This window comes from Rhizobium album (assembly GCF_003122325.1).
Taxonomy (GTDB): domain Bacteria; phylum Pseudomonadota; class Alphaproteobacteria; order Rhizobiales; family Rhizobiaceae; genus Metarhizobium; species Metarhizobium album.
The window spans coordinates 136,345-158,855 of record NZ_QFBC01000013.1 but is presented as its reverse complement, the minus strand read 5'-3'; the positions used below and the strand labels follow the sequence as shown (position 1 = coordinate 158,855).

Here is a 22,511-nt window from a genome sequence, read left to right as displayed (position 1 = left end):
GGAAATAGATGGTCGGTTTTTTACTCCGCCTGCGGCTGGATTTTTCCGCCGTGGCCGACTTTTGCACCGCCGCTCTCAGAAACAGCGCCGATGATGCCGGCCGGCCGATCGCCTTTCCCTGGCAGGCCCAGGCCGGCCTGATCGCATCGCTTTGCAGCGATCCTCACCTGCTGCTGATGTGCGCTCGGCGGTGCAGCAGGATTGATGTAGCCGCATTCAAAATGCATGATCGCCAAGCTCACAAGTCGACAAGGACCGATCCGAGCGGCCGCGTCGTGCAGGCGAGAACGTAGTTTTCGGCCTTCTCTTCTTCGCTCAGGGCCAGGCGGTCGGGATCGACGCAGCGCCCCGAAAGCATCCACCGGCCTTCGATCACACGACAGCGGCAGGCGCCGCAGATCCCGGCTTCGCAATCCGAGCGGATCGCGATACCGTGCGCGCGAGCCAGATCGAGCAGCGTTTCGGTGCCGGTGCTTTCTGCGGTGCGTCCGCTTTTCCTGAAACCGACGCGATAGGATTCGGGCTTCTCCGCAACGCGTTCGTCGGCTGTTGCGCCGAAGCTTTCTTCCAGGAATGCGGCCGAGGGTGCCTGTTCTGCGTGGAGTGCGCGGGCCGCTGCCCGGAAGCCGTCCGGCCCGCAGCAGAGGATCGTGCGCCCGGCAATGTCGGCGCAGATCGACGACAGTATGTTTGCGTCGAGGCGGCCCCGGTAAAGTCCCGGATCGGCAGAAACCGGCCGGGCCAAAACATTGCCGGTAATAGTCCAGGAGACCGTGAGACGGCCCGGCATCTGCCGGCTCAGCGCCGTGAGTTCCTCGCGGAAGGCCATGTCGGCCTCGCTCCGGCAGCTGTGGTGGAAGACCACGTCGTGCGGCAGGTCGAGATCGGCGATGGCGCGGAGCATCGATATCATCGGCGTGACGCCGCTGCCGGCCGACAGCATCAGCAACCTGGTCGCGCCGCCCGTCGCACCGAGATGAAAGCGGCCATTCGGGGCCGCCGCCTTCAGCGCCATGCCCGGCCTGAGAGTGTCGTGCAGCCAGTTGGAAACCCGGCCGTCTTCGACGCGCTTGACGGTGATCGACAGATGGTGGGGGCGGGTGGGAGAGGATGAGATCGTGTAGTTGCGCCGGAAGGATTGGCCGTCGATGTCCAGCAGCAGCGTCAGGAACTGGCCCGGCTGGTAATTCGCCCAGGCGCCCCCTTCGACCTTGAAACGAAAGGTCGAGATATCGGCGGTTTCTTCGATGATGGCCGTGCAGGTGAGATCGAGGGGGCCGTCGCCGCGCCGGTCGGGCGACGAGGCCTTGATGATGTGCGTCGATGGCGGGGCCGGATGCAGTTTTGGCGGCGGCTTGCGCGAAAGGATGGTGACGGGATCGCCGGCATGGATGCGGCCGGTCGAACGCGGCTGCAGAAACTGGCCGAAATAGGGTTTGCCGTCCTCGCCGCGGCGGCGTTTCGACAGCGTCGCCAGCGGCTCGTTGTCGGCGCGCACATCGCCGCTTTCGGGATCGAGCGTCGTCACCATGCAGCGGTCGCAGGGACCCATCGTCTCGAACTCGACCTCACCGATCCGCAAGGTCGCCCATTGATCCTCATCGAAGGGTTCGACGCCCTCGATCACGATGTTGGGCCTGAAGCGCGCCATCTCGACGGGCGTATCGAGGTGCAGGTTGAGTTCGGCGAGCGAGGCGGTGCCGATCAGCAGGAGGGGCGCCGTATCGGCGAGGTTGACGGTGCCCGGCCGTTCGGGGAGCGGGCGGACCGTGCGCGCGCCTTGCAGCACCAGCCGGCAGGGATGGCCGATGAAATCGCTCAGCCGTTTCGCGACCGCGTCGCCGGCATCCAGAACCTCGACATCCTCGCCCCAGATCGTCGCCGGCAGATAGGGGGAGACATCGAGCGCCGATCGAGAGAACGCGACGGCATCCATGCCGCGGGCCGACAGGACGATCATATCGCCTTCGAAGCTGCAATGCAGCTTGAGAAGATCGGGAAACCGGCGGGAGGTCAGGCAGGCGCCGTTTTCGTCGACGACCATCATCCGGCGGTCGCCCCACAGCCCGTCGCTCTCGACCTTGGCCGTCTTGACGTCGATTGCTGCTCCCGACTTCAGCGGATAAAGATGAAGACGACTGATCCTTGCTGCCATAATTCACGCTTGCTGCTTCTGAAATAGCGGTTATGCTACATCTATAGTGCGATCGCAGATCACGCAATCGGATTTGCGGGTGCGCTTATAAACAGCTGAATAATAGGAATAAACGTAAAGAGCTTGGGTCGATAAAGTGCTGAAAACTGATTTTAATGCAGGTGGGATTTCGATGCTCTCCGCGCAGCTGGAATGGATTGCGGCGCGGCCCGACCTTTCAAGCGTCCGTGCCGCGGTTTGCGATCTGAACGGCATCCTGCGCGGCAAGCGCATGCCGGTATCCCAGGCACGCAAGGCGCTGGAAGGCGGGTTGCGGATGGCACTGTCGCTCAGTGCCATGGATGTCTGGGGCAATGACATCGAGGGCAACCCCATCGTTTACCAGACCGGCGATGCCGACGGGCTGACGGCCTGGACGGGGCGGCCGATCCTGCCGGTGAGCTGGACGCCGCAGCCGACGGCGCTGGTGCCGCTCTGGTTTTCCAATCCGGATGGTTCGCCCTACCTGGTCGATCCGCGCCGGGCGCTCTCAGCCGTCGTCGAGCGGTATGCAGCGCACGGCCTGACGCCCGTCGTGGCAACCGAGCTGGAATTCTATCTGGTCGACCCGGCGACGGAGCGGCCGGTGGGTCCGAAATCGCCTGTCACGGGGCGCCGGCTCGACAGTGATGCGGCCATGGACCTCGACGAACTCGATGCGTTCGACGGCTTTTTCACCGACGTCTATGCCGCCTGCCAGGCGCAGGGCATTCCGGCCGATACGGCGATCTCGGAAAACGGCGTCGGCCAGTTCGAAATCAACCTGCTTCACACCGCCGATGTGCTGAAGGCGGCCGACGACGCGCTGTTCTTCAAGCGGGCGGTCAAGGGCATTGCCCGTAAGCACGGTCTTGCGGCGTGCTTCATGGCCAAGCCCTACGGGCGAGGCGCCGGCAACGGGCTGCATGTTCATTTCAGCCTGCTCGACCGGGACGGTCGCAACCTCTTCGACGACGGAACCGATTCCGGCACGGAGATGATGCGCCATGCGGTGGGCGGCATGCTGTCCGGCATGGCCGAGAGCACGCTGGTTTTTGCGCCGCATTTCAACTCCTATCGCCGGCTGCGGCCGAATTCCTACGCGCCGACCGCGCTTGCCTGGGGTTACGAAACCCGCATGGTGGCGGTCCGCATTCCCGGCGGCGCTCCGCAGGCGCGGCGCATCGAGCACCGCGTCGCCGGCGCCGACGCGAACCCCTATCTGGTGCTTGCCGCCATCCTGGGGGCGGCGCTCGCCGGCATCGAAGGGCAGATCGATCCCGGCGCGCCGCGCAAGAGTGATGCCGACGGCGAGGATCTGCCGCGATTGCCGGCGGATTGGCGGGCTGCGATCGGTGCCTTCGAGCAGGGCAATCTTGTCTCGGATATCTTCGCTCAGGATATGCGCGCCGCCTTCCTCGCCTGCAAGCGACAGGAACTGGAACGGTTCGCCGCGGAAGTCAGTCCCTTCGAATTCAAGACCTATCTGGAGGTGGCGTGACGATGGACGTGTGCGGGCCGGCGCCTTTCGAGAGGGCATTTCCGCCTTTCTCCGAAACGCGAAAATATTCTATCCCCTTGTTTCCAAGCGATTCCGGACGCAAGACCGCTGCGCACTTTGTGTTTCGACCTTGCCGGGAGACGAGGCAAGGTGTCCGGCAGCTTTATGGAAGGTAGGATGACCAAGGAACGGCATCTCGGCCTCGTCGCCGTCGAAAGCGAGCCGCTGCATGAAAAGGTTTATCGCGAGATCGTGCGCGCCCTCGTTTCCGGGCAGTTCGAACCGGGCCGGAAGCTGACGTCCCGCAAGCTTGCCGCCGAACTCGGCACCAGCGACATGCCGGTGCGGGCCGCATTGATGCGGTTGCAGGCGCTGCGGGCGCTCAATTCGCTGCCGAACGGCACACTCGAAGTGCCGCAAATGTCGGCTGCCGCTTTCTCGCAGCTCGTGGAGGCGCGGGTCGTCGTCGAGGGAGCCGCGGCCGAGAAGGCGGCGGCGCTGATCAACGGCAATCATCTCCGCACCCTTCGCAGGCTGAGCGAAGCGCTGACGGAGGCGGCGAAATCGGACGATATCGGCCGATATCTCTCCGCAAACTACGATTTCAAATTCGCCATCTACCGGCATTGCGGCAATGAGGCGCTGCTTTTCCTGATCGAGACGTTGTGGATGCAGGTCGGGCCGCTTCTGCGCCGTTATGGCGACGGCTTCCGGGGGCGCCTCGCCAATAGTCTCGATATCGGCTATCACGAGCAGGCCCTGGCCGCGCTCGTCGGCGGCGACGGGCCGGGAGTGCGGCAGGCGATCGTGCTGGATATCGAGAAAGGCGCGGCCTTTCTCCTGCAGCATGCCCGTTTTGCGCCGGAGCGCAGCTGATCGTCAGCTTGCCAGGTGGCGGCGGATCGCATCGACGACGGCGCGGAATTCCAGTGTCCTGGCATCGCTGACAAATTCCGGCCAGGTGGCGAGCTGGACGACGGCAAGTTCGCTCGCGGGATCGACGGAGATGAACTGGCCGAAAATACCGCGTGCCATGTAGCTTCGCCGCTGCGTGTCCTCGATCCAGATCTGGTTGTGATAGGCGCCGTCCGGCAGGGCGAAACGATAGACGCCCTGGAAGAGATCGCCGGATGCGTTGCGCGTCTCTTCGATCCAGCCGGAGGGAATGATCTGCCGGCCGTCGCGGGCGCCGTCATTGAGGAGAAGCAGGGCAAGCCGGCCGTAATCGCGCAGCGTGGCGCAGAAACCGCCATCGGCAAGTGCCGTGCCGGCATGGTCGACGGTGATATAGGCGTCTTCGCCGGCGCCCATCGGCACCCAGAGTTCCCGGCTGATGAGTTCGGCAAGCGGTGTGCCGGTCGCGCGTTCGAGGATGAAGCCCAATATGTCGGTTTCGATCGAACGATAGACGAAGGCGGCGCCATGCGGCCGCTCCTGCTCGGTCAGCGTCAGCACCAGTTCCCACATGCTGCGCGGCCAGTCCGGTTCGGTATGCGGTTTCCAGCCGCAGGCGAGGTCGAGCTTCTGCATATGCGAGCCGGGCGTCGTGTAGGACTCGTTGAAGGTGACACCCGTGGTCATGTCGAGGACCTGCTGCACCGTCGCTCCCTTGTAGGCCGTTGCGTCAAGCTCCGGCAGGTATCGGGTGACCGGTGCCGATACATCGAGCACGCCGCGACCGACCATGATGCCGACGAGCAGTCCGACGATCGTCTTGGTGACCGACATGGCGAGATGCGTGCCATGCGGTTTCATGCCGTTGCGGTAGACCTCGCTGACGACGGCGCCCTTATGCAGCACCAGGAAGCCGTCGACATAACTGTCGGCGATGTAGGCGCCGATGCTGCGCTCCGTGCCGGCATGATCGTAGGCAAGGTTCTCGATCGGTTCCGGCCGTACAGGCAGCGGCATGACCGGGCCTTCGCCCCGCCAGATCTGCGCCGTCGCCGTCATCTCGCGGATGTGCTGGAACGTCCAGCGATGATAGGGCGGCAGGTCCCAGTCCGGGCGCGGAATGATCGGCGCGCCGGGATTGAGGGGGTCGCGGAAGCGGGGCGTGTCTGACGTGCTCATCGGTGGTCTTTCGATTTTCTGATATCGGTTCAAAGATGAAAATCTGAAACGAGTTTCCTAAAAATTTCCAACGGCATTCGAAACGAATTTCATAGAAAATGCAATATGTTCTCTCTCATTTGTCGATAAATCGCATGTCATATTGCGCGATCTGCGATCGCAATATAATACTGACAGGCAAGAGGAATACCGGCGCCCCGCAAACGAGCCCGGTCGAAAATGGAGCGAAAATTGCTGCAGAAGGCGCCGATGATGTTCAAGAGGACGGATGTGACGTTGGGGAACTGGCGGATGCGGCCCTATTCGAGCTGGTCGTTCCAGAATGTTTCGGAACTGGTACCGTCGGCGATTGTCCACGGCGCCCGCCATCCGGAGGCGGCGGCGCGCGATCTGGGGCCGTTCGCCCGGCTTCAGGTGGAAAACCTGTCCGGCGAGCAGCGAGATCTTGCGTCCTTCCTGACGGAATCGGAAAGCGACTCCCTGGTGGTGATGCGCCGTGGCGAGATCGTCGCCGAGTGGTCTGCCGATCATAACGATCCGGCCAAGCCGCATATCGTCTTCTCGATCTCGAAATCGGTGACCGGTCTTCTGGCCGGCATGCTGGCGGCACGCGGGCAGCTTTCGCTCGATGACCTCGTCTCCAGATATGTGCCGGAAACGTTGGGCTCGGCCTATGGCGACCTGCCGATCCGGCATCTGCTCAACATGACCGTGGCGATCGATTTCGACGAGTCCTATCTCGACAGGAAGGGCGATTATGATCGGTATCGCCGCGCCATGCTGTGGAACCCCGAGCGCCCGGGCGAACCCACAATGACGCTGCCGGAACTGATGTGTCGCCTGCCGCGCGCCGGCCACCCGCATGGCAGCCGCCACGCCTATCGTTCGCCGAATGCCGATATGGCGGCCCTCGTCCTCGAGGCGGCGTCGGGCATGCGTTTCGCCGACCTGTTTGACGTCTTGTTGTGGCGGCCGATGGGCGCATATGGCGATGCCCACATCACCGTCGACCGGGCAGGCAATCCGCGCGCCTCGGGCGGCATCAGCATGACGGCGCGCGATTTGGCGCGGCTCGGCGAGCTGGTTCGGACCGGTGGCGATGGTATCCTGCCGCCGGCATTGATCGACGCGTTGCGGGCGGGCGGCGACAGGCAGGTCTGGGCCGAAGGCGACCAGGGTTTCCTGTTTCCCGGCGGCAGCTACAGTCACTTCTGGTACCAGGCGGGAAGCGGGGAAATCTGCGGTATGGGCATTCATGGCCAGAGCGTCTGGATCGATGCGGCAAACGAGACGGTCGTCGTCCGGATGGCATCCGAATCTCTGCCGATCAACGATGCGCTCGACCAGAAGGTCATCGCCATGCTGAAGAGGATCTGTGCCGCCTAGAGTTTGTCAGGGAAAAGTGGGAACCGGTTTTCCCGAAAGGACAAACGAAAACAAAGAAAACTATCCGGCCGCCAGCGCGTGGCGGATGGCGTTGCCGGCGGACAGGAGATGCGGGAGCAATTCCGCCATCGCCCGGCTGCGATCATAGGCATAACGGGAATAGGTGAGGTGCAGGGCCGCCACCTCGCCTGTTTTTCCAATCGGCAAGGCGACGGAGAGGCCGCAATCGCCGAGCAGCGTTTCTTCGTCCGAGGTTGCATAACCGCGCTCGCGGGCCTCGTCGATCATCTCCATCAAACGCACCGGATCGGTGACCGTGAAGGACGTCAGGGGCTCGCGCGGGCTTTCCTGGAGGTAGTGCCGGGCGGCCTCGCGATCCCACAGCGACAGGATCGCCCGGCCGCCGGAGGTACAGAAGGCGGGGCGCCGCCGGCCCGGCAGGCCGGCGAAATATTGATGCTGGCCGCGCGGCAGGCGCACGAGATACAGAATGTCCCAACCGTCGAGGCGACTGAGATGCACGCTCTCGCCGCACCGATCGGTGAGGGCTGCCATATGCGGCAGCGTCGCCTCCGTCAGCCGGTCGGACCGCAGATAGGCAAAGGCCAGGTCCATCATTTTCAGCGACACCGCATAACGCCGCGTCACCGGATCGTGCGTGAGATAACCGAGCTTGTGGAGCGTGTAGACGGCGCGCTGCACCGAGCTTCGGTCGCTGCCGGTTGTCTTGACAAGGTCCTGGATCGTCTGCGGCGCGGGCGCGAGGGTGAAGGCCGACAGGATGTCCATGGCCTTGCGAACGGAGTTGTTGAACAGCCGTTGATCGATCTCGGAAAGATCGAGATCGCCGGGGGGACGCCAGCCGTTGCTCGTGCTCATCCATGTTTCCGTCGGTTGGGGGCGACCACTATCCGTGCGGGACTGCCACATCCGACCACGGCGCGATCGGGTCGGCGCACCCGGTTGCTCCATCGGCTTCTACTGCAAGTACAGCGGCGATGGAATAGAGGATGGGCCAGGGAACATGCGGTGGGCTTGAGGTCGTCGTTGCTGCAAAGACTGTCTCCAGCAGGCCGGCGAGCGATGGAGGGACTTGGACCACGCCCGCCGTCGAGCAATCGATACGGGGATGGTGCATGGCTTCTTCCGGCGTCATGCCGTGGTCGACAAGAAAACCGGCGATCTGGGCCACGGCCGAGAGGATGCGCCGGCCGCCCGCTGCCCCGATCGCCGTATGCCGCCCGCCCTGACGGAGAATGGTCGGGCATATGTTCATCAGGCATCGCTTGGCCGGCGCGATGGAATTTGGCCGGCCCGGCTCCGGATCGAACCACAACATGCCGTTGTTGAGGATGATGCCGGATTTCGGCGTCATAACGCCGGAACCGAAAGCCGAAAGAACGGTCTGCGTCACGCTGCAGAGGTTGCCGGCCGCGTCGGCTACGGCGAAGTGGCTGGTGCAATCGTTCTGCCTGATATCGCCGTCATTGGCCCAGCGCTCGGCCTGCGCCTTGTCGAGCGACGCGGCGATGGCGACGTACCAGTCGCGCATTGAGGCGCCGTGCCTCGCCCTTTGGTCGGTTGCCAAAAGATCCATGGTGCGCCCGAGCGTCCGGCCGGCGGTCAGGCCGGGGGAGAGGAAGATCTCGGAGCCGCGAAAGACCGTTGACGTCGCATCAGTGATATCGGCGGTGACGCCTGCGAGATCGCCGGCGCCGATCGTGCCGCCGAGGTTGGCGATCTCGTCGGCCAGTGTCGAGGCGAGGCTGCCGATCCGAAAGCAGTCCGGACCTTCATCGGCAAGCGTCGCCAGCGTATCGGCAAGCCGCGACAGGGGTAGCCGTCGTCCGAGTGCAACATCGAGCACCTGCGGCGGCAGGCCGCCGGGCAGGAACTGGGCGGCGATGGTGGGATCGGTCAGGCGACCCATGCTGGTTGCGATCACCAGCGAGGAATACCAGTCGATGTCGAGGCCTGCCCTGGCGTTGTCGATCGCCGGCGCAAGCAGGTCTTTCCACGGCATGCGGCCGAAGCGGCCGTGGATTGCCGCCATTCCGGCGACGGTGGCGGGCACGGCGACCGCGTCGATGCCGATGGCATTGCGGTCGCCTTCGACCGCCCTCCAGGCAAAGAGTTCCCGTGATCGGCCTTCGGCGAGCGCATAGGCGCCCTGGCGAAGGCGGGCAGGCGCCTTCAGGCCGAAGTCGACGGAATAGACTTTTTCGGAGGACACATCACGAAAGAGCGCCGCACCGCCGCCGCCGATCCCGCTCATCCAGGGTTCCAGCACACCCAGCACGAAGGAGACGGCCACGGCGGCATCGGCAGCGTTGCCGCCGGCCTCGAGGATCTGCGCACCGATCGCCGCGGCACGCGCATTCTGCGCAACGACCATCCCGGAGTCGGAATGGAGTGCAGGCTTGACTGTTTCGGTGCGAGAAGAAAGCGACATGCACGACCATGAATGTTGGGTCACCGGCGATTGCGCCGGTGCCGTTCGGGATCATTTCTTGAGTTTCGTCCAGACCTTGTTGCGCAGCTCGCGCGCCGTCGGCGAGCATTCCTTGCTCGGCCGCATGCGATCGGCGAATTCCGCCGGCATGTTGACGGAGGCATCCCGGGAAAGCTCTGGTTTCAGATAGGGCTCGCTGCCTTTGATGGAGTTCATGTAGCCGGCGTAATTGGTGACCTCGGCGATGTTTTTCGGATCCATCATCCAGTTGATGAACAGGCGGGCATTGTCCGGATGCGCCGCCGTCGTCGGGATCGCCAGATTGTCGGCCCACTGCGTCACGCCTTCCCTGGCATAGATGTAGCGGGCGGTGGGCACGGCGGCGATGACCTTGTGGGCGGCACCGTTCCAGATGTGATGCACCGCCACTTCGCCGGCGATCACGCGATCGACGGTCGCCGAGGACGAATAAAGCTTCAGGTCCGGTTTCTGCTTCAGCAGCAGGTCGAGAATTTTCTGGGCATCGGCGGGTGTCTCGGTGCATTTGTCGATGCCGAGATAGTAGGCGGCGGCATTAAAAACCTCGACCTCGTCGTCGAGCGAGGCGATCTTGCCGCTCAACGGGCCGGGTTCGAAGAAGACCGACCAGCTGTCTGGCAATTCGCCGCCGGTCTTGGCGGTGTCATAGACGAGGCCCGTCGTGCCCCAAGTATAGGGCGCGGTATAGGCGCGCTCCGGATCGAATGACGGCGCCGTAAAGCCGTCGGCGATGTTCTTGCCGTTCGGCATGGCTTTGGCGTCGATCTTCTGCAACAGGCCGGCCTTGACCATGGTCGGCACGATATAATCGGACGGAATGACGACGTCGTAGCCCGTCGCTCCCGCCTGCAGCTTGGCCAGCAGGGCTTCATTGGTATCGTAGAGATCGAGCGTGATGGCGATCCCGGTTTCCTTGGTGAAGCGCTGCAGCAGTTCTTCGGGGATATAGGCCGGCCAGAAATAGAGATTGATCTTCTTTTCTTCCTCGGCCAGGGCGGGGCCGAAGGCGGCCAGTGCCGCAAACAGTCCCAGGATGATCTTTCGTGCGGATGACATCGTGCGTTCCCTCTTGGTTTTTGATCAGATGCGGTTGAAGCGATTGATGAGTGCGGCGACGCCGACGACGGCGAGCGAAAGCACCAGGATGACGACCGAGATCGCGTTGACGGCCGGCGTCACGCCGAGGCGGATCATGCCGAACATGTAGATCGGCAGCGTCGTCGAGGACGGCCCGGCGAGAAACAGCGAGATGATGAAATCGTCGAGCGACACGATGAAGGCGAGCAGGAAGCCCGACATGACCGCCGGCCACAGCAGCGGCAGCGTGACGTAATAAAAGCCCTTCAGCGGTGTCGCGTAGAGATCGCTTGCTGCCCGCTCGATCGTTTCGTCCATGGAATCGAGGCGTGCCTTGACGGTGAGGAAGGCGAAGGGGATGCAGAAGACGGTGTGGGCCGCGATCAGTCCGACCAGGCCGAGGGGCACGCCGATGCTGATGAAGAAGATCAGCGTCGCCACCGCCGTGACGATTTCCGGAATGACCAGCGGGAAGGAGAGGAAGGGCATCATCAGGCCGGCGCCGCCGAGTTTCCGGCCACGGAAGCCGAGGGCGGCCATGGTGGCAAGCACCGTGGCGATGCCGGCGGCGGCGAGCGCGATCACCAGGGAATTGGTGGCGGCGGCGCGGAAATTCGCGCTCGACAGCACTTCCCCATACCAGCGCACCGAAAAACCTTCCCAGATCGTCGCCATGGCGCCGCCGTTGAAGGAATAGACGAACAGCACGGCGATCGGCAGGTAGAGATAGGCGAACAGGAGGATGGTGGCGCTTCGCAGGCCGCGCAGCCGCCAGGGAAGGGATTGGAACCGGTTGCTCACAGGTGCTTCTCCTTGCCGCCGAAGAGAATGCGGGCCGATGCGGCAAGGGCCACCACGATCAGCAGCACAAAGGAGAGGGCTGCGCCGAACGGCCAGTCGCGGGCTGCGCCGAACTGGTTCTCGATCAGGTTGCCGATCATCATCGATTTCGAGCCGCCGAGCAGCGCCGGCGTGACATAGGCACCGAGGCCGGGAATGAAGACGAGGATGGACCCGGCGACGATGCCGGGGCGAACGCCGGGGATGATCACGTAAAACAGCGTCTTGATGCGGTTGGCGCCGAGGTCGAAGGCCGCTTCCACCAGCGAAAAGTCGAATTTTTCGAGCGCTGCATAAAGCGGCATCACCATCAGCGGCAGGAAGGAATAGATCAGGCCGATCGCCACCGCGATATCGGTGTAAAGCAGGTCGAGCGGCTCGGAGATGATCCCCGAGCCGATCAGGGCCTGGTCGATCAGGCCGTTGGTCCGCAACAGCAGGATCCAGGCGTAATTGCGTACCAGCAGGTTCACCCAGAAGGGGATCGAGATCAGGAAGATGTAAAAATTCCGCCGTTCCTGCGGCTGCAGGGCGATGAACAGGGCGGCCGGGAAGGCGATCAGCAGCGTGCCGACAACGGTCAGGCCGGAGAGCACGAAGGAGCGGATGTAGATCGTGACGTAATCGGTATTGAGCTCGACGCCGCCCATCAGCGATTCCTCGAAGAGGAAATTGCTGTAGGCGCGCAGGGTAAATTCGCCCCAGTGAACGCCGCCGTCCGGCGCCCGCTCGACAATGGAAACGAAACCCATCATCACCATCGGCAAGCCCATCAGCAGCGCGATGACCAGCACCGCCGGCAAAGTCTGGACATAGCGCCGCAGCCGGTTGGCGGGATTGTAGGCGCTCCGGCTCATGGCGTTATCACCGCGACCTGCCTGGGGTCGATGGCAAGGCGGACGATCTGGTCCTGCGCGAGCGTGCTCGCCAATGCCCCCGGGGCGTTGACAAAGGCCCGACCGAGGCCGCCTTCGAGATCGATGGACAGGCGTGTTGCCGCTCCGGTGAAGACGAGTTCGTCGATGCGTCCCTGCATCGCCCCTTGCGGATCGATGCTGATCGCCTCGGGCCGGATGACCACCTGGCAGACTTGCGCATTGCTGATCCCGAGCTGCGTGCCGTCGGCAAGGCGCAGCATGTCTTGCGCATCCGGCACGGCTTCGAAAATATTGGACTCGCCGATGAAGCCCGCGACGAAGCGGGTGCACGGCCGATTGTAGATTTCCGTCGGCGTGCCGATCTGTTCGATCCGGCCGCCATTCATCACGGCGATGCGGTCGGACATGGCCAGCGCCTCTTCCTGGTCGTGGGTGACGAAGACGAAGGTTGTCGCCGTCTCGACCTGAAGCCGCTTGAGCTCCCCTTGCATCTCTTTTCGGAGCTTGTAGTCGAGCGCCGAAAGCGGTTCGTCCAGCAGCAGAAGCTTCGGCTTGCAGGCCAGCGCCCGGGCGAGCGCCACGCGCTGCTGCTGCCCGCCGGACAGTTCCGCCGGCCGGCGGTCGAGATAGTCGGTTAGCCGCACGAGTTGCAGCGCCTCGCGCGCCCTGGCATGCCGCTCGCTCTTCGGCACGCCGCGCATCTTGAGGCCGAAGGTGACGTTGCGCAGGATGGAAAGATGCGGAAAGAGCGCGTAGTTCTGGAACACGGTATTGACCGGTCGTTCCCATGGGGGAACGCGCAACAGCGGATCGCCTTCCAGAGCAATTTCACCTTGGACGGGAAGCTCGAAGCCGGCAAGGATGCGCAGCAGTGTCGTCTTGCCGCAGCCGGAAGGGCCAAGCAGCGTGAAAAACTCGTTCTCACCGATATCCAGCCCAACGCCATCGAGCGCTGCGCCTCGGCTTTTTCCGTAGTGATGGACGATATCGCGGATTTTCAAGAAGGTCATGATCGCTATACAATTATTGCAATTGATGGACAATTATGAAATGGGTATCGCGAAGTATCGGGCTGGTCAAGATGCTTCGCGATAAAGCGAAAGAAGGGGAGGAATGAATGGAACAGACGATGAGGGACATGCTCGCCGATATCCGGCAGCGGCAGCTTGCCAATCCGTCGCCGACGCTTGAGGATATCCGCGTTGCCTATCGCGACGGCTATCTTGCACGAGGTCCGGCACTGGTCGAGGACATCGGTGTCGAGCGGCTGCCGCTTCCGGGAACCGCCGCCACGATCAGTATCTACACGCCTCCCAACGCTGCCGCCGACAAGCTGGTCATGTATTTCCACGGCGGCGGTTACGTGCTGGGCGATGCGCAAACCTACGACCGCCAGTCGCGCTGGATCGCGCATGAAACCGGTCACCGGCTCGCCTTCGTCGACTACAGGCTCGGGCCGGAACATCGCTTCCCATGCGCGCCCGACGACGCGGCAATCGCCTGGGACTGGCTCACCGATGTCTATGGAATGCAACCCCAAGACATCGTCGTTTCCGGTGATAGCGCTGGCGGCGGGCTGGCCGTTGTCACCTGCCTGCATGCGGCACGAAAGCGTCAGGCGCCGCGCGCTGCCGTCCTGCTCTATCCCGCTACCGATCTCCGGCTACCCGACAGGGCGGATTGGCAAGGTTCGATGAAGGTTTTTGCCACGGACCACTATCTCGAAACCGAGGAGATGTACTGGTTTTGCGACCATTACCTCGCCGCTGCGAGCGACAGCCTCGACTGGCGTGCCTCGATGATCCTGGCACCCGATCTTCACCTCATGCCGCCGACGTGGATTTTCGGCGCCGAGATGGATCCGATCTACGACCAGGGTACCGCCCTTGCCCGGATGCTGGCCGAGCGGGGCGTCGATGTCGTACATCGCGGCTTTGACGGCGTGCTGCATAATTTTATGGAGCATGTGGCGATATCGACCGCCGCGACGCAGGCTGCGGGGTTGTATCTCGACCGGTTGCGCGCAGTCTTGGGCGAAGACTGAAACGCGTCGTGATCCTCCAGCTTCGCCCTCACGCTTCAGCGCCTTGTTTCTGCACGTCGTTTTCGCAAAACCGCTGCGCATTTTTCCGCGCCATGCTTCCGCAGTCTTCAGGTCGGCTCATGTTCGGGCAGGCCGTCGAAGTCATCGGAAAGCTCGATCTTCCCGTGCAGAGCGCCGACTTCAGAACGGCAACATCAGGCGCCGGCGGACGATGGCGGTGTGGAAATCGACGCCGTGGAGAAGCCCGTCGTCGTTGAAATCGTAAGTCGGATTGTGCAGGGGGGCGGAGTTTTCCCCGTTGCCGAGGAAGACGAAGCAGCCGGGAACCTGCTCCAGGAACCGGGCGAAGTCTTCCGATGCCGTCATCGGTTCGCGCCGCACCGTCACGCTCGCCGCGTCGAAGACGTCACGGGCGGCGGCGAAGGCTGCTTCGGCCAGCCCGGTATCGTTCATCAGCGGGACGAATTCCCGCGTATAGGTCATCTCGGCCATGACATTGTGGGTCAAGGCAGTGCCCTCCGCGATGATGCGCATCTGTTTCTCGATCTCGGCGCTGACCTCGGGCCTGAAGCTGCGGGCGTCGCCGAGGATACGTGCAAGACCCGGAAGCGCGTTGCGTGTTCCATCGGTGATCAGTTCGGTCACCGAAACCACGGCGATGTCGGTGGGGTCGAGGCGCCGTGAGACGATCGTCTGCAGATTGGTGACCAGCGCGCACGCCGCGACGAGGACCTCGTTGCCCGAATGCGGCCGCGCTGCGTGGCCACCGACGCCCGTCAGCACGATTTCGAAATTATCCTCGGCGGACATGAACGCCCCGGCCCGCGTCTGGAAACATCCGACGGGCAGACCCGGCATGTTGTGGATGCCGATGATCTCATCGAAGGGAAACCGCTGCATCAGGCCGTCGTCGAGCATGGCGATGGCACCGCGCCCCCATTCTTCCGCAGGCTGGAAAACGAAGCGGACGGTTCCGTCGAACCCGTCGTCCTCTGCCAGCACCTTGGCGGCTCCGAGAAGCATCGTGGTGTGGCCGTCGTGGCCGCAGGCATGCATGACGCCGGGGTTCTGAGAACGATAGGCCTTGTCGCCCTGTTCGGTGATGCGTAACGCGTCCATGTCGGCGCGCAACGCGATCGACCTGTTGCCGCTGCCGCGCTTCAGCGTGCCGACGACGCCGGTGCCGCCGATACCCTCCGCCACGTCGTCGAGCCCGAACTCCCTCAGCTTGCCTGCCACGAAGGCGGAGGTCCGCGCCTCCTCGAAACCGAATTCGGGGTGGGCATGCAGGTCGCGGCGCCAGCCGGTCATCTCCTCGTGCAGTGCCTGCCTGTCGATGCTCATGCCACCCTCTCCTGCCTCGTCGTTTTACGAAACATACGTCAGTGACAACGAAAAAGGCGCTGAATTGCGCGCTGCCATTTGCAAGTTTGTTTCGTATGGAAGACCCGCCACCCTTGCGCCGGCAACAACAGCGGCAAAAAATCAGGAGGGGCGAAAGGTCACCAGGATCGCGCCCGTCCCAAGCAACACCGCTCCCGCTATCGCCGTCTCATACCCTCGGATTCCACCCGACTTCATCATATCGACCAGCAGCCCGACCACGAGTTGGGACGCAACGAGGGTCGCGATGGTCGCCGTCGCCCCGAGCCGCTGGTAACCGAGAATGCTGGCGAACACGAAGAACGACCCCAGCAGGCCCGGAAGAAGGCTCCAGAACCTGAAGGCGGCGACGGCTTCGTGGATGCCCGGCAGGCCTGCACGGCCGATCAGCAGTGTCAGCAGCAGAACCAATCCGACGGCCGAGTTCATCACCAGCGGGATGAGGATCGTCGAGGCGTCCGCAGAGATACGGGTCATCAGCAGGTTCTGGATAACCAGCGCCGCACCGGCGGCCGCCAGCAATACGAACACAGCGGCGGGCATTGGCTTCACCGGCCGTCCGGCGTCGTGCCGGGATCGAGGATCAACTGCATGAAGACGAGATCGAGCCAGCGCCCGAACTTGGTTCCCACTTCCGCCATATGGCCCACTGTGTCGAAGCCGATCTTCTCGTGGAGCCGGATGGACCCGGTGTTGCCGGCTTCGATCCCGGCGATCATGATGTGCTTGCCGATCGCTTTCGCGCGCTCGATCAAGGCGCGCAGCAGCGTTTCGCCGATTCCCTTTCCGCGCTGGTCGATGTGCACATAGATCGAATGTTCCACGGTGTACTTGTAACCGTCGAATGCCCGCCAGTCGCCGAACGAGGCATAACCCGCCACCTGCCCATCGTCTTCGACGGCCACCAGAACCGGGTATCCGAGCTTCCGGCGGTCGGCCAGCCAGGCCAGCCTGTTGGCGACGTCGACTTCGGCATAGTTGAATATAGCCGTCGTGTTGGCCACGGCGTGATTATAGATTGCCGTGACTGCGGGCATGTCGTCGTCTCCCGCATCGCGTATGAGCATGGCCGTCTCCGTCTACTATATTGATACGATACGTTAACATGATGGACATGAACAGGCAAGGGGAACAGTTGCGGCTGCGCGTCAGGCGATGTTCAGGGCAATAACCGCATAAATGCAATCGCGGCCGCTCTCGTTGCTGAAAATACAGTCGGCGGGGGGGCCGAGTTCCAGGCAATCGCCTTCCCCCATCTCATGCCGCGCCGTTCCTTCGATAAAGACGAGCTGGCCCGAAATCACCCAGATGAGCTGGCGCAGGAATGCATAGGCCGACGCCGGCATTGGCACGTTCCTGCCGGCCGGAAGGGTGACCTGGACCAGATCGAGCGGAAGGTCCGATTTTGGCGAGACATGCCGGCGGATGTAGCCGGTCGCGGGGTCTTTCCACAAGGGTTGATCGGCGGCACGCAGCAGCCGCCCCTGCTTCAGTTCGGCGCGCGCCATCAAGGTGGACATGCTCAAGCCGAAGGCGCCGGACAGCTTGCCGAGCATGTTCGCAGTCGGGCTGCTCTCGCCGCGCTCGACCTTGTAGACCATGGCCCGCGACACCGAAGCCCGTTCGGCCAGGTCGGTCAGGGACCATGCCCGGGCTTCGCGCTCAATCCGGATGCGCATTCCTATCCGCTTGTCGACGTCATTTTCCTCGCTCATCGTATTACTATAGTAGACGAAGCGATTTATTGGCAAGGGTGGCCAGGCGACGGTTGCGACGCTGCAAGCCTGCGGCATGGATTTCGACGGGAGGCGGTTCTTTCGCTCCTGTGCCTCGCTCTCCAGTGTAAGTTGGAGGACGGCGACCGGACATGGCCGGCGATCGATCGGGAGGGTTTGCCGCGGAGCCGGAGGCCAGCATTGGCGCCCGGTGACCATGAATTGTTCACGGGCCGGCACACGTGCGTGGGCCTGCCGTTGCCGCTTGTATCGGGCGGTCCGGGAATTTGTTTCCGGAGCGGCTGCAAGGCGCATCATGCACGCTGCAGCCACTCCGGACCCATGTTCGGTTTAGAATGCCGGCTCGACGGAATCGACGTTGGCCTTCGTCACGACGGTGAGCGGGATCGGCAGGCGAGCATTGACTTCCTTGCCGTCGAGGATTTCCGCCATGGTGTTGATGGCGAGCTTGCCGTCTTCGACCGGCGACTGGACGATGGTCGAATACATCTCGCCGGAGCGGATGGAATCGAAGGCGTCACGCTGGCCGTTGATGCCGACGATCGGCGGCGTCGGCTTGCCGGCATTGGCTTCCTTCCACGCATCGATGAAACCGCGGGCCATGGTGTCGTCGTTGGCATAGACGCCGGTGATCTTGTCGCCGAAGCGGGTGATCAGGTCACGGCTGGCGACAAGCGCCTTCTGCTGGTCGAAGTCGGCGTTGACGGTGTCGAGCACTTCGATCTTGCTGCCGGTTTCCTTGAGGCGGTCGACGAAACCGCCGACACGGCCGATCGTCGTGCCGTTGCCGGCCTGGCCGGCGATGACGACGACGGCGCCTTCGCCCTTCATCGCTTCGTTGAGCGAATCGGCTGCGAGCTTGCCTTCTTCATAGACATCGGGACCGGTGAAGGACTTGATGAACTCGTTGGCCTGCTCGGCCATCGGCGAGTTGATCAGGATCGCCGGGATGTTGGCCTGCTTGGCGCGGGCGAGCGCCGGGATGTAGGCCTGCGGATCGAGCGGCCACAGGATGATGCCGTCGGCCTTGCGCGCGATGCAGGTGCTGACCTGCTCGGTGCCGGTCTGGACGTCGAAATTCTGGCTGAGGCTCAGGATTTCGATGCCGAGCTCCTTGGCGCGGTCGTTGAGCGCCACGTTTGCCGGGGTGGCATAAGCATGCGAATCGGCGGCCGTGACGTAACAGACGGTCTTGGCGCTGGCGAAGGCCGTCGAGGCGAGCAGGGCGACCGCAGCGATGGCGGGCACTGTTGCAGTCTTACCAATCATGTTTTCCTCCTTCATCGATTGGAAATAAATAAGGTCAGGCGTGGGCAGCGCTTCCGGCGGGTTTTCCCGCCGGTGCGAACGGTTCGGTCGAGGACGACAAGCAGGATCAGGATCAGCCCGGAGGCGACCTGCTGCATGTAGGCCGGGACGGATTGGAACTCCATCGCCGTCGTCAGCGCGGCGATCGTCAACACGCCGCCGAGCGTGCCGAGCGCCGAGCCGCGCCCGCCCTCAAGCCTGGTGCCGCCGACCACGACGGCGGCGATGACGGCGACGGTGAGCTCGGAGCCGTAGACCGGCGAGCCCGTATTGGTGGCGAGGCTCTGCAGCACGCCGGCGACACCGGCGAGCGTGCTGGCGAAAACGAAGGACGAGAACATGATGCGGTCGGACGAGATGCCGCTCGCTTCCGCCGAGAGCGCGTTGGAGCCGACGGCGAAGAGGTTGCGGCCGGCCACCGTGCGCGTCAGCCAGACATGCAGCAGCAGGATCGACACCAGGAACAGGCCGCTACGGACGGTGAAGACCTGCAGGTAGATCTCGCTGAGCGTGATCGAGAACATGATGTCGGTGCCGGGGATGGGCTGGCTAGCGGTCATCCAGTGGGCGATGGAGCGGAAGATCAGCATGGTGGCGAGCGTCGCCACCAGCGAATTGACGCGCAGGAACACGACGAGACAGCCGTTGACGATGCCGGCGGCGGTGCCGGCGAGCACGCCGACCACCGCGGCCGGCCCCATGCCGAGCATCGGCTGCAACATCACCGCCACGATGCCGGCGACGGCAAAGACAGAGCCGACCGAGAGATCGATCTGGCCGGCGATCAGCAGAACCGTCAGGCCGATGGCGATGAGGCCGATGGTCGAGCCGCGGTCGAGGCCAAGGCTGAGCGTCGTCAGGCTGACGAAGCCTGGCACGATCATCGCGGCGACGAGAAGCGTCAGGCCGAGGATGACGGCGACGCGGTATCGCAGAAGCGTGGAGACGAAGGCGGACATCACGCGACACCCCGCTTGCGCAGCGCAATGTCGAGCGCGACGGCACCGGCGATCAGAAGACCGAGAACAAAACCCTGGATCGGCGTTCGCACGCCCTGCAGCACCATGACGTTGGTGAGCAGCTGCACGAAGACCAGCCCGGCCATGGCGCGCGGGATCGAGCCGAAGCCGCCCATGATCGAGACGCCGCCGACGACGACGGCGGTGATGGCGCTGAATTCATACCCCTGGCCGACCAGCGGACGGGCGCTCTGCAGCGTCAGGCCGAGAAGACCGCCGCTGATGCCGGCGGCAAAGGCGGTGATGACAAAGGCGCCGGCCCGCACGGCCCGCACCGGCACGGCGCTCGCCTCGGCGGCGCTGTAGTTGCCGCCGGTGGCGATTGTCCAGCGGCCCCAGAAGGTGCGCGACAGCACGAAGTTGCCGATAATGGCGATGGCGATGAAGATGATGGCGATCATCGGCACGCCGAAGATGCGGCTCTTGACGAAATCCGCCGAGCTCGGATCGGCACCGTAGACGATCACGCCGCCGACGGCGGCCTGGACGATGCCGAGCACGATCGTGCCCATGCCGAGCGTAGCGATGATCGGATTGATGCCGACGTAACCGACGAGCACGCCGTTGACGAGCCCGGTGACGCCGGCGAGCAGCACCGCCACCGCAAAGGCGGGCACCGGGCCGATATAGGCCTGCAGCGCCAGACAGAGGATCGCGCCGCAGGCGATGGTTGCCGGCACGGAAAGATCGGCCATCCCGCCGACCACCAGCACGAAAGTCATGCCGACGACGACGATGCCGACGATCGACATCGAGGTCAGCACGTTGACGAAATTGCCGGCGGTGAAGAACACCGGATTGGAAATCGAACCATAGAGGATGACGGCGAGAATGGCGAGCAGCAGGCCGGCCCGCGACAGCAGCCCGACCAGCCGGTTGCCCTGGTTGAACCGCGCGCCGTCTTTTGTCGTCTGTCCCATGGCGGCAACGTCCGTCATGCGGCCTCCCCTTCTGCACTGTCTTCGCCCGTCGCAAGCGCCATGATGCGCTCCTCCGTCAGGCCTTCGCGGGCGATCGGCGCCGAGGCGCGGCCGTCACGCATGACGACGACGCGGTCGCACACGCCCATGATTTCCGGCAGCTCGGACGAGATCATCACCACGGCCATGCCGTTGGCGACGAGCTGGCCGATGATGCCGTGGATTTCCGCCTTGGCGCCGACATCGACGCCGCGAGTGGGCTCGTCGAGGATCAGCACCTTCGGATCGGTGGCGAGCCAGCGGCTGATGACCGCCTTCTGCTGGTTGCCGCCGGAAAGCAGCCCGATGCGCCGCTCGCCATCCGGCGGCACGATGGAAAATTTCTGCACATAGGTCTGCGCCAGGTCGCGCTCGACGCCGCGGCGCACCCGGCCGAAACGGTTCGCGAGGCGCCGCAATACGGGCAGGCTGATGTTTTCGCGCACCGTCATGGCCGGCACGATGCCGTCGCCCTTGCGGTCCTCCGGCACGTAGGCAATGCCGGCACGCGCGGCTGCCGCCGGCGAGCGGATCGTCACCGGGGCACCGTCGATCTCGATCGTACCCGTGGTCAGCGGCGCAAGACCGAAGATCGCCCGCGCCACTTCGGTGCGGCCGGCGCCGACAAGGCCGGTGAGGCCAAGAATTTCGCCGGCGCGCACGTCGAAACTCACATCCGCAAACCGCGCGCCGTCGCCGATGCCGCGGACGGACAGCACCTGCTTGCCGATCACCGACGGCGTCTTCGGGAAGACGTTGCTCACCTCGCGGCCGACCATGAGGCGGATCATCTCGGCGGCGGTGATGCCGCTCGCCGCCCGTGTTTCGATCATGGCGCCGTCGCGCAGCACGGTCACCTCGTCGGCGATCTCCAGCACCTCCTTGAGGCGATGGCTTATATAGATGATGGCGATGCCGGCATCGCGCATCTTGCGCAGGATGCGGAAGAGCGCCGCCGTCTCGTGTTCGCTGAGGCTCGAGGTCGGCTCGTCGAGCACGATGATGCGCGGATCGGCGGCATAGGCCTTGGCGATTTCCACCAGTTGCTGCTGGCTGATCGTCAAATCGCCGAGCCGCTCCTGCGGATCGATCGAGGTGCCGAGTTCGGCCAGCACGGCGGCGGCGCGGCGCAGCATGCCACCGCGATCGAAGAAGCCGAGGCGTTTTGGCATGCGGCCGAGGAAGATGTTTTCGGCGACGGTGAGATCCGGCACGAGGTTGAGTTCCTGGTGCACCATACGGATGCCGAGGCGCTGCGCGTCGGCCGGCCGCTTCATGCGCACGTCGGTGCCGGCGACCTCGATGGTGCCGGTGGTAGGCGCATAGGCGCCGCTCAGGATCTTCATCAGGGTCGATTTGCCGGCGCCGTTTTCGCCGACGATGGCGTGCACGGTGCCGAAGCGAACGGCAAGCTCCACTCCCGACAGGGCTTTCACGCCCGGGAAGACCTTGCTGATCCCCCTCATATGCAGCGCGCTTGCGGCCGAAGGCATTCCGTTTCTCTCCCTTGAAGTCCGACCGACCATCGTTTCCGATGCCTCACTCTTCGACCGTGATGTCCTATTACACTAATATAACAGTGACCGCAAGCCGGCGCGCCAGCTTTCCTTCGGCATCGATGAACCGCGTCGCGGGCGGTAACC

21 protein-coding genes are annotated in these 22,511 nt (G+C 63.8%); 4 read left to right on the top strand and 17 right to left on the bottom strand.

What is annotated here, in order from left to right; genetic code table 11:
* Window positions 1–20: 20 nt before the first annotated feature.
* Both DEM27_RS23695 and DEM27_RS23690 read right to left on the bottom strand, forming a co-directional pair.
* Window positions 21–236 carry a hypothetical protein gene (locus tag DEM27_RS23695; protein ID WP_109460716.1) on the bottom strand — a complete coding sequence of 72 codons (216 nt, stop codon included), beginning with the start codon at window positions 234–236 and terminating at the stop codon, window positions 21–23.
* A 2-nt stretch (window positions 237–238) separates the two neighbouring features.
* Window positions 239–2,155 (bottom strand): MOSC domain-containing protein, encoded by a 1,917-nt coding sequence (locus tag DEM27_RS23690; RefSeq protein ID WP_109460715.1) that lies wholly within the window; start codon window positions 2,153–2,155, stop codon window positions 239–241.
* A 172-nt stretch (window positions 2,156–2,327) separates the two neighbouring features.
* Between DEM27_RS23690 and DEM27_RS23685 the strand changes: the two genes are divergently transcribed.
* Entirely contained in the window at window positions 2,328–3,674 is a 1,347-nt protein-coding gene (locus DEM27_RS23685) for a glutamine synthetase family protein (protein ID WP_109460714.1), read from the top strand.
* A gap of 177 nt (window positions 3,675–3,851) precedes the next feature.
* Entirely contained in the window at window positions 3,852–4,550 is a 699-nt protein-coding gene (locus tag DEM27_RS23680) for a GntR family transcriptional regulator (RefSeq protein WP_109460713.1), read from the top strand.
* Window positions 4,551–4,553: 3 nt separating this feature from the next.
* Here the strand turns inward: DEM27_RS23680 and DEM27_RS23675 are convergent, their stop codons facing one another.
* Complete coding sequence (locus DEM27_RS23675) at window positions 4,554–5,747, bottom strand: serine hydrolase domain-containing protein (protein WP_109460712.1); 1,194 nt, start codon at window positions 5,745–5,747, stop codon at window positions 4,554–4,556.
* 249 nt (window positions 5,748–5,996) lie between these two features.
* On the opposite strand from DEM27_RS23675, the gene DEM27_RS23670 reads away from it, so the two are divergent.
* Window positions 5,997–7,133 carry a serine hydrolase domain-containing protein gene (locus DEM27_RS23670; protein ID WP_109460779.1) on the top strand — a complete coding sequence of 379 codons (1,137 nt, stop codon included), beginning with the start codon at window positions 5,997–5,999 and terminating at the stop codon, window positions 7,131–7,133.
* 60 nt (window positions 7,134–7,193) lie between these two features.
* Here DEM27_RS23670 and DEM27_RS23665 read toward each other — a convergent pair whose 3' ends face one another.
* The 6 genes from DEM27_RS23665 to DEM27_RS23640 form a co-directional block, all read right to left on the bottom strand.
* Entirely contained in the window at window positions 7,194–8,012 is an 819-nt protein-coding gene (locus DEM27_RS23665; protein ID WP_165823553.1) for an IclR family transcriptional regulator, read from the bottom strand.
* A 28-nt stretch (window positions 8,013–8,040) separates the two neighbouring features.
* A complete protein-coding gene (locus DEM27_RS23660) occupies window positions 8,041–9,528 on the bottom strand; it encodes a gamma-glutamyltransferase (protein ID WP_165823552.1) in 1,488 nt (495 codons plus the stop codon).
* A 108-nt stretch (window positions 9,529–9,636) separates the two neighbouring features.
* On the bottom strand, window positions 9,637–10,680 hold the full coding sequence (locus tag DEM27_RS23655) for an extracellular solute-binding protein (protein WP_109460709.1): 1,044 nt from the start codon (window positions 10,678–10,680) through the stop codon (window positions 9,637–9,639).
* 24 nt (window positions 10,681–10,704) lie between these two features.
* Window positions 10,705–11,502: an ABC transporter permease gene (locus DEM27_RS23650; RefSeq protein WP_245446058.1), complete on the bottom strand. Its 798-nt coding sequence runs from the start codon at window positions 11,500–11,502 to the stop codon at window positions 10,705–10,707.
* Entirely contained in the window at window positions 11,499–12,398 is a 900-nt protein-coding gene (locus tag DEM27_RS23645; RefSeq protein ID WP_109460708.1) for an ABC transporter permease, read from the bottom strand. Before DEM27_RS23645 ends, DEM27_RS23650 begins: the two co-directional genes overlap by 4 nt.
* A complete protein-coding gene (locus DEM27_RS23640; RefSeq protein ID WP_420028854.1) occupies window positions 12,395–13,432 on the bottom strand; it encodes an ABC transporter ATP-binding protein in 1,038 nt (345 codons plus the stop codon). Before DEM27_RS23640 ends, DEM27_RS23645 begins: the two co-directional genes overlap by 4 nt.
* 104 nt (window positions 13,433–13,536) lie before the next feature.
* Between DEM27_RS23640 and DEM27_RS23635 the strand changes: the two genes are divergently transcribed.
* The gene (locus DEM27_RS23635) at window positions 13,537–14,463 is read left to right on the top strand and encodes an alpha/beta hydrolase (RefSeq protein WP_109460706.1); all 927 of its coding nucleotides are present in this window, start codon (window positions 13,537–13,539) and stop codon (window positions 14,461–14,463) included.
* Window positions 14,464–14,643: 180 nt separating this feature from the next.
* Here DEM27_RS23635 and DEM27_RS23630 read toward each other — a convergent pair whose 3' ends face one another.
* The 8 genes from DEM27_RS23630 to DEM27_RS23595 form a co-directional block, all read right to left on the bottom strand.
* Window positions 14,644–15,807: a M20 aminoacylase family protein gene (locus tag DEM27_RS23630; RefSeq protein ID WP_109460705.1), complete on the bottom strand. Its 1,164-nt coding sequence runs from the start codon at window positions 15,805–15,807 to the stop codon at window positions 14,644–14,646.
* Between the two features lie 141 nt (window positions 15,808–15,948).
* Entirely contained in the window at window positions 15,949–16,389 is a 441-nt protein-coding gene (locus DEM27_RS23625) for a DMT family transporter (protein ID WP_109460704.1), read from the bottom strand.
* A 5-nt stretch (window positions 16,390–16,394) separates the two neighbouring features.
* Entirely contained in the window at window positions 16,395–16,913 is a 519-nt protein-coding gene (locus tag DEM27_RS23620) for a GNAT family N-acetyltransferase (RefSeq protein WP_109460703.1), read from the bottom strand.
* Window positions 16,914–16,994: 81 nt separating this feature from the next.
* On the bottom strand, window positions 16,995–17,561 hold the full coding sequence (locus DEM27_RS23615) for a helix-turn-helix domain-containing protein (RefSeq protein WP_109460702.1): 567 nt from the start codon (window positions 17,559–17,561) through the stop codon (window positions 16,995–16,997).
* Window positions 17,562–17,912: 351 nt separating this feature from the next.
* Entirely contained in the window at window positions 17,913–18,851 is a 939-nt protein-coding gene (locus tag DEM27_RS23610) for a sugar ABC transporter substrate-binding protein (RefSeq protein WP_109460777.1), read from the bottom strand.
* Window positions 18,852–18,862: 11 nt separating this feature from the next.
* On the bottom strand, window positions 18,863–19,849 hold the full coding sequence (locus DEM27_RS23605; RefSeq protein ID WP_109460701.1) for an ABC transporter permease: 987 nt from the start codon (window positions 19,847–19,849) through the stop codon (window positions 18,863–18,865).
* On the bottom strand, window positions 19,849–20,847 hold the full coding sequence (locus DEM27_RS23600; RefSeq protein WP_109460700.1) for an ABC transporter permease: 999 nt from the start codon (window positions 20,845–20,847) through the stop codon (window positions 19,849–19,851). The genes DEM27_RS23605 and DEM27_RS23600 overlap by 1 nt, the downstream gene beginning before the upstream one ends.
* A complete protein-coding gene (locus tag DEM27_RS23595; RefSeq protein ID WP_109460699.1) occupies window positions 20,844–22,361 on the bottom strand; it encodes a sugar ABC transporter ATP-binding protein in 1,518 nt (505 codons plus the stop codon). Before DEM27_RS23595 ends, DEM27_RS23600 begins: the two co-directional genes overlap by 4 nt.
* Window positions 22,362–22,511 lie beyond the last annotated feature (150 nt).

Coding starts and splice junctions, on each gene's coding strand:
- DEM27_RS23690 (WP_109460715.1), bottom strand. CDS start 2,155: ATGGCAGCAAGGATCAGTCGTCTTCATCTTTATCCGCTGAAGTCGGGA.
- DEM27_RS23685 (WP_109460714.1), top strand. CDS start 2,328: ATGCTCTCCGCGCAGCTGGAATGGATTGCGGCGCGGCCCGACCTTTCA.
- DEM27_RS23680 (WP_109460713.1), top strand. CDS start 3,852: ATGACCAAGGAACGGCATCTCGGCCTCGTCGCCGTCGAAAGCGAGCCG.
- DEM27_RS23675 (WP_109460712.1), bottom strand. CDS start 5,747: ATGAGCACGTCAGACACGCCCCGCTTCCGCGACCCCCTCAATCCCGGC.
- DEM27_RS23670 (WP_109460779.1), top strand. CDS start 5,997: ATGATGTTCAAGAGGACGGATGTGACGTTGGGGAACTGGCGGATGCGG.
- DEM27_RS23665 (WP_165823553.1), bottom strand. CDS start 8,012: ATGAGCACGAGCAACGGCTGGCGTCCCCCCGGCGATCTCGATCTTTCC.
- DEM27_RS23660 (WP_165823552.1), bottom strand. CDS start 9,528: ATGGTCGTTGCGCAGAATGCGCGTGCCGCGGCGATCGGTGCGCAGATC.
- DEM27_RS23655 (WP_109460709.1), bottom strand. CDS start 10,680: ATGTCATCCGCACGAAAGATCATCCTGGGACTGTTTGCGGCACTGGCC.
- DEM27_RS23645 (WP_109460708.1), bottom strand. CDS start 12,398: ATGAGCCGGAGCGCCTACAATCCCGCCAACCGGCTGCGGCGCTATGTC.
- DEM27_RS23635 (WP_109460706.1), top strand. CDS start 13,537: ATGGAACAGACGATGAGGGACATGCTCGCCGATATCCGGCAGCGGCAG.
- DEM27_RS23630 (WP_109460705.1), bottom strand. CDS start 15,807: ATGAGCATCGACAGGCAGGCACTGCACGAGGAGATGACCGGCTGGCGC.
- DEM27_RS23625 (WP_109460704.1), bottom strand. CDS start 16,389: ATGCCCGCCGCTGTGTTCGTATTGCTGGCGGCCGCCGGTGCGGCGCTG.
- DEM27_RS23620 (WP_109460703.1), bottom strand. CDS start 16,913: ATGCTCATACGCGATGCGGGAGACGACGACATGCCCGCAGTCACGGCA.
- DEM27_RS23615 (WP_109460702.1), bottom strand. CDS start 17,561: ATGAGCGAGGAAAATGACGTCGACAAGCGGATAGGAATGCGCATCCGG.
- DEM27_RS23610 (WP_109460777.1), bottom strand. CDS start 18,851: ATGATTGGTAAGACTGCAACAGTGCCCGCCATCGCTGCGGTCGCCCTG.
- DEM27_RS23605 (WP_109460701.1), bottom strand. CDS start 19,849: ATGTCCGCCTTCGTCTCCACGCTTCTGCGATACCGCGTCGCCGTCATC.
- DEM27_RS23600 (WP_109460700.1), bottom strand. CDS start 20,847: ATGACGGACGTTGCCGCCATGGGACAGACGACAAAAGACGGCGCGCGG.
- DEM27_RS23595 (WP_109460699.1), bottom strand. CDS start 22,361: ATGCCTTCGGCCGCAAGCGCGCTGCATATGAGGGGGATCAGCAAGGTC.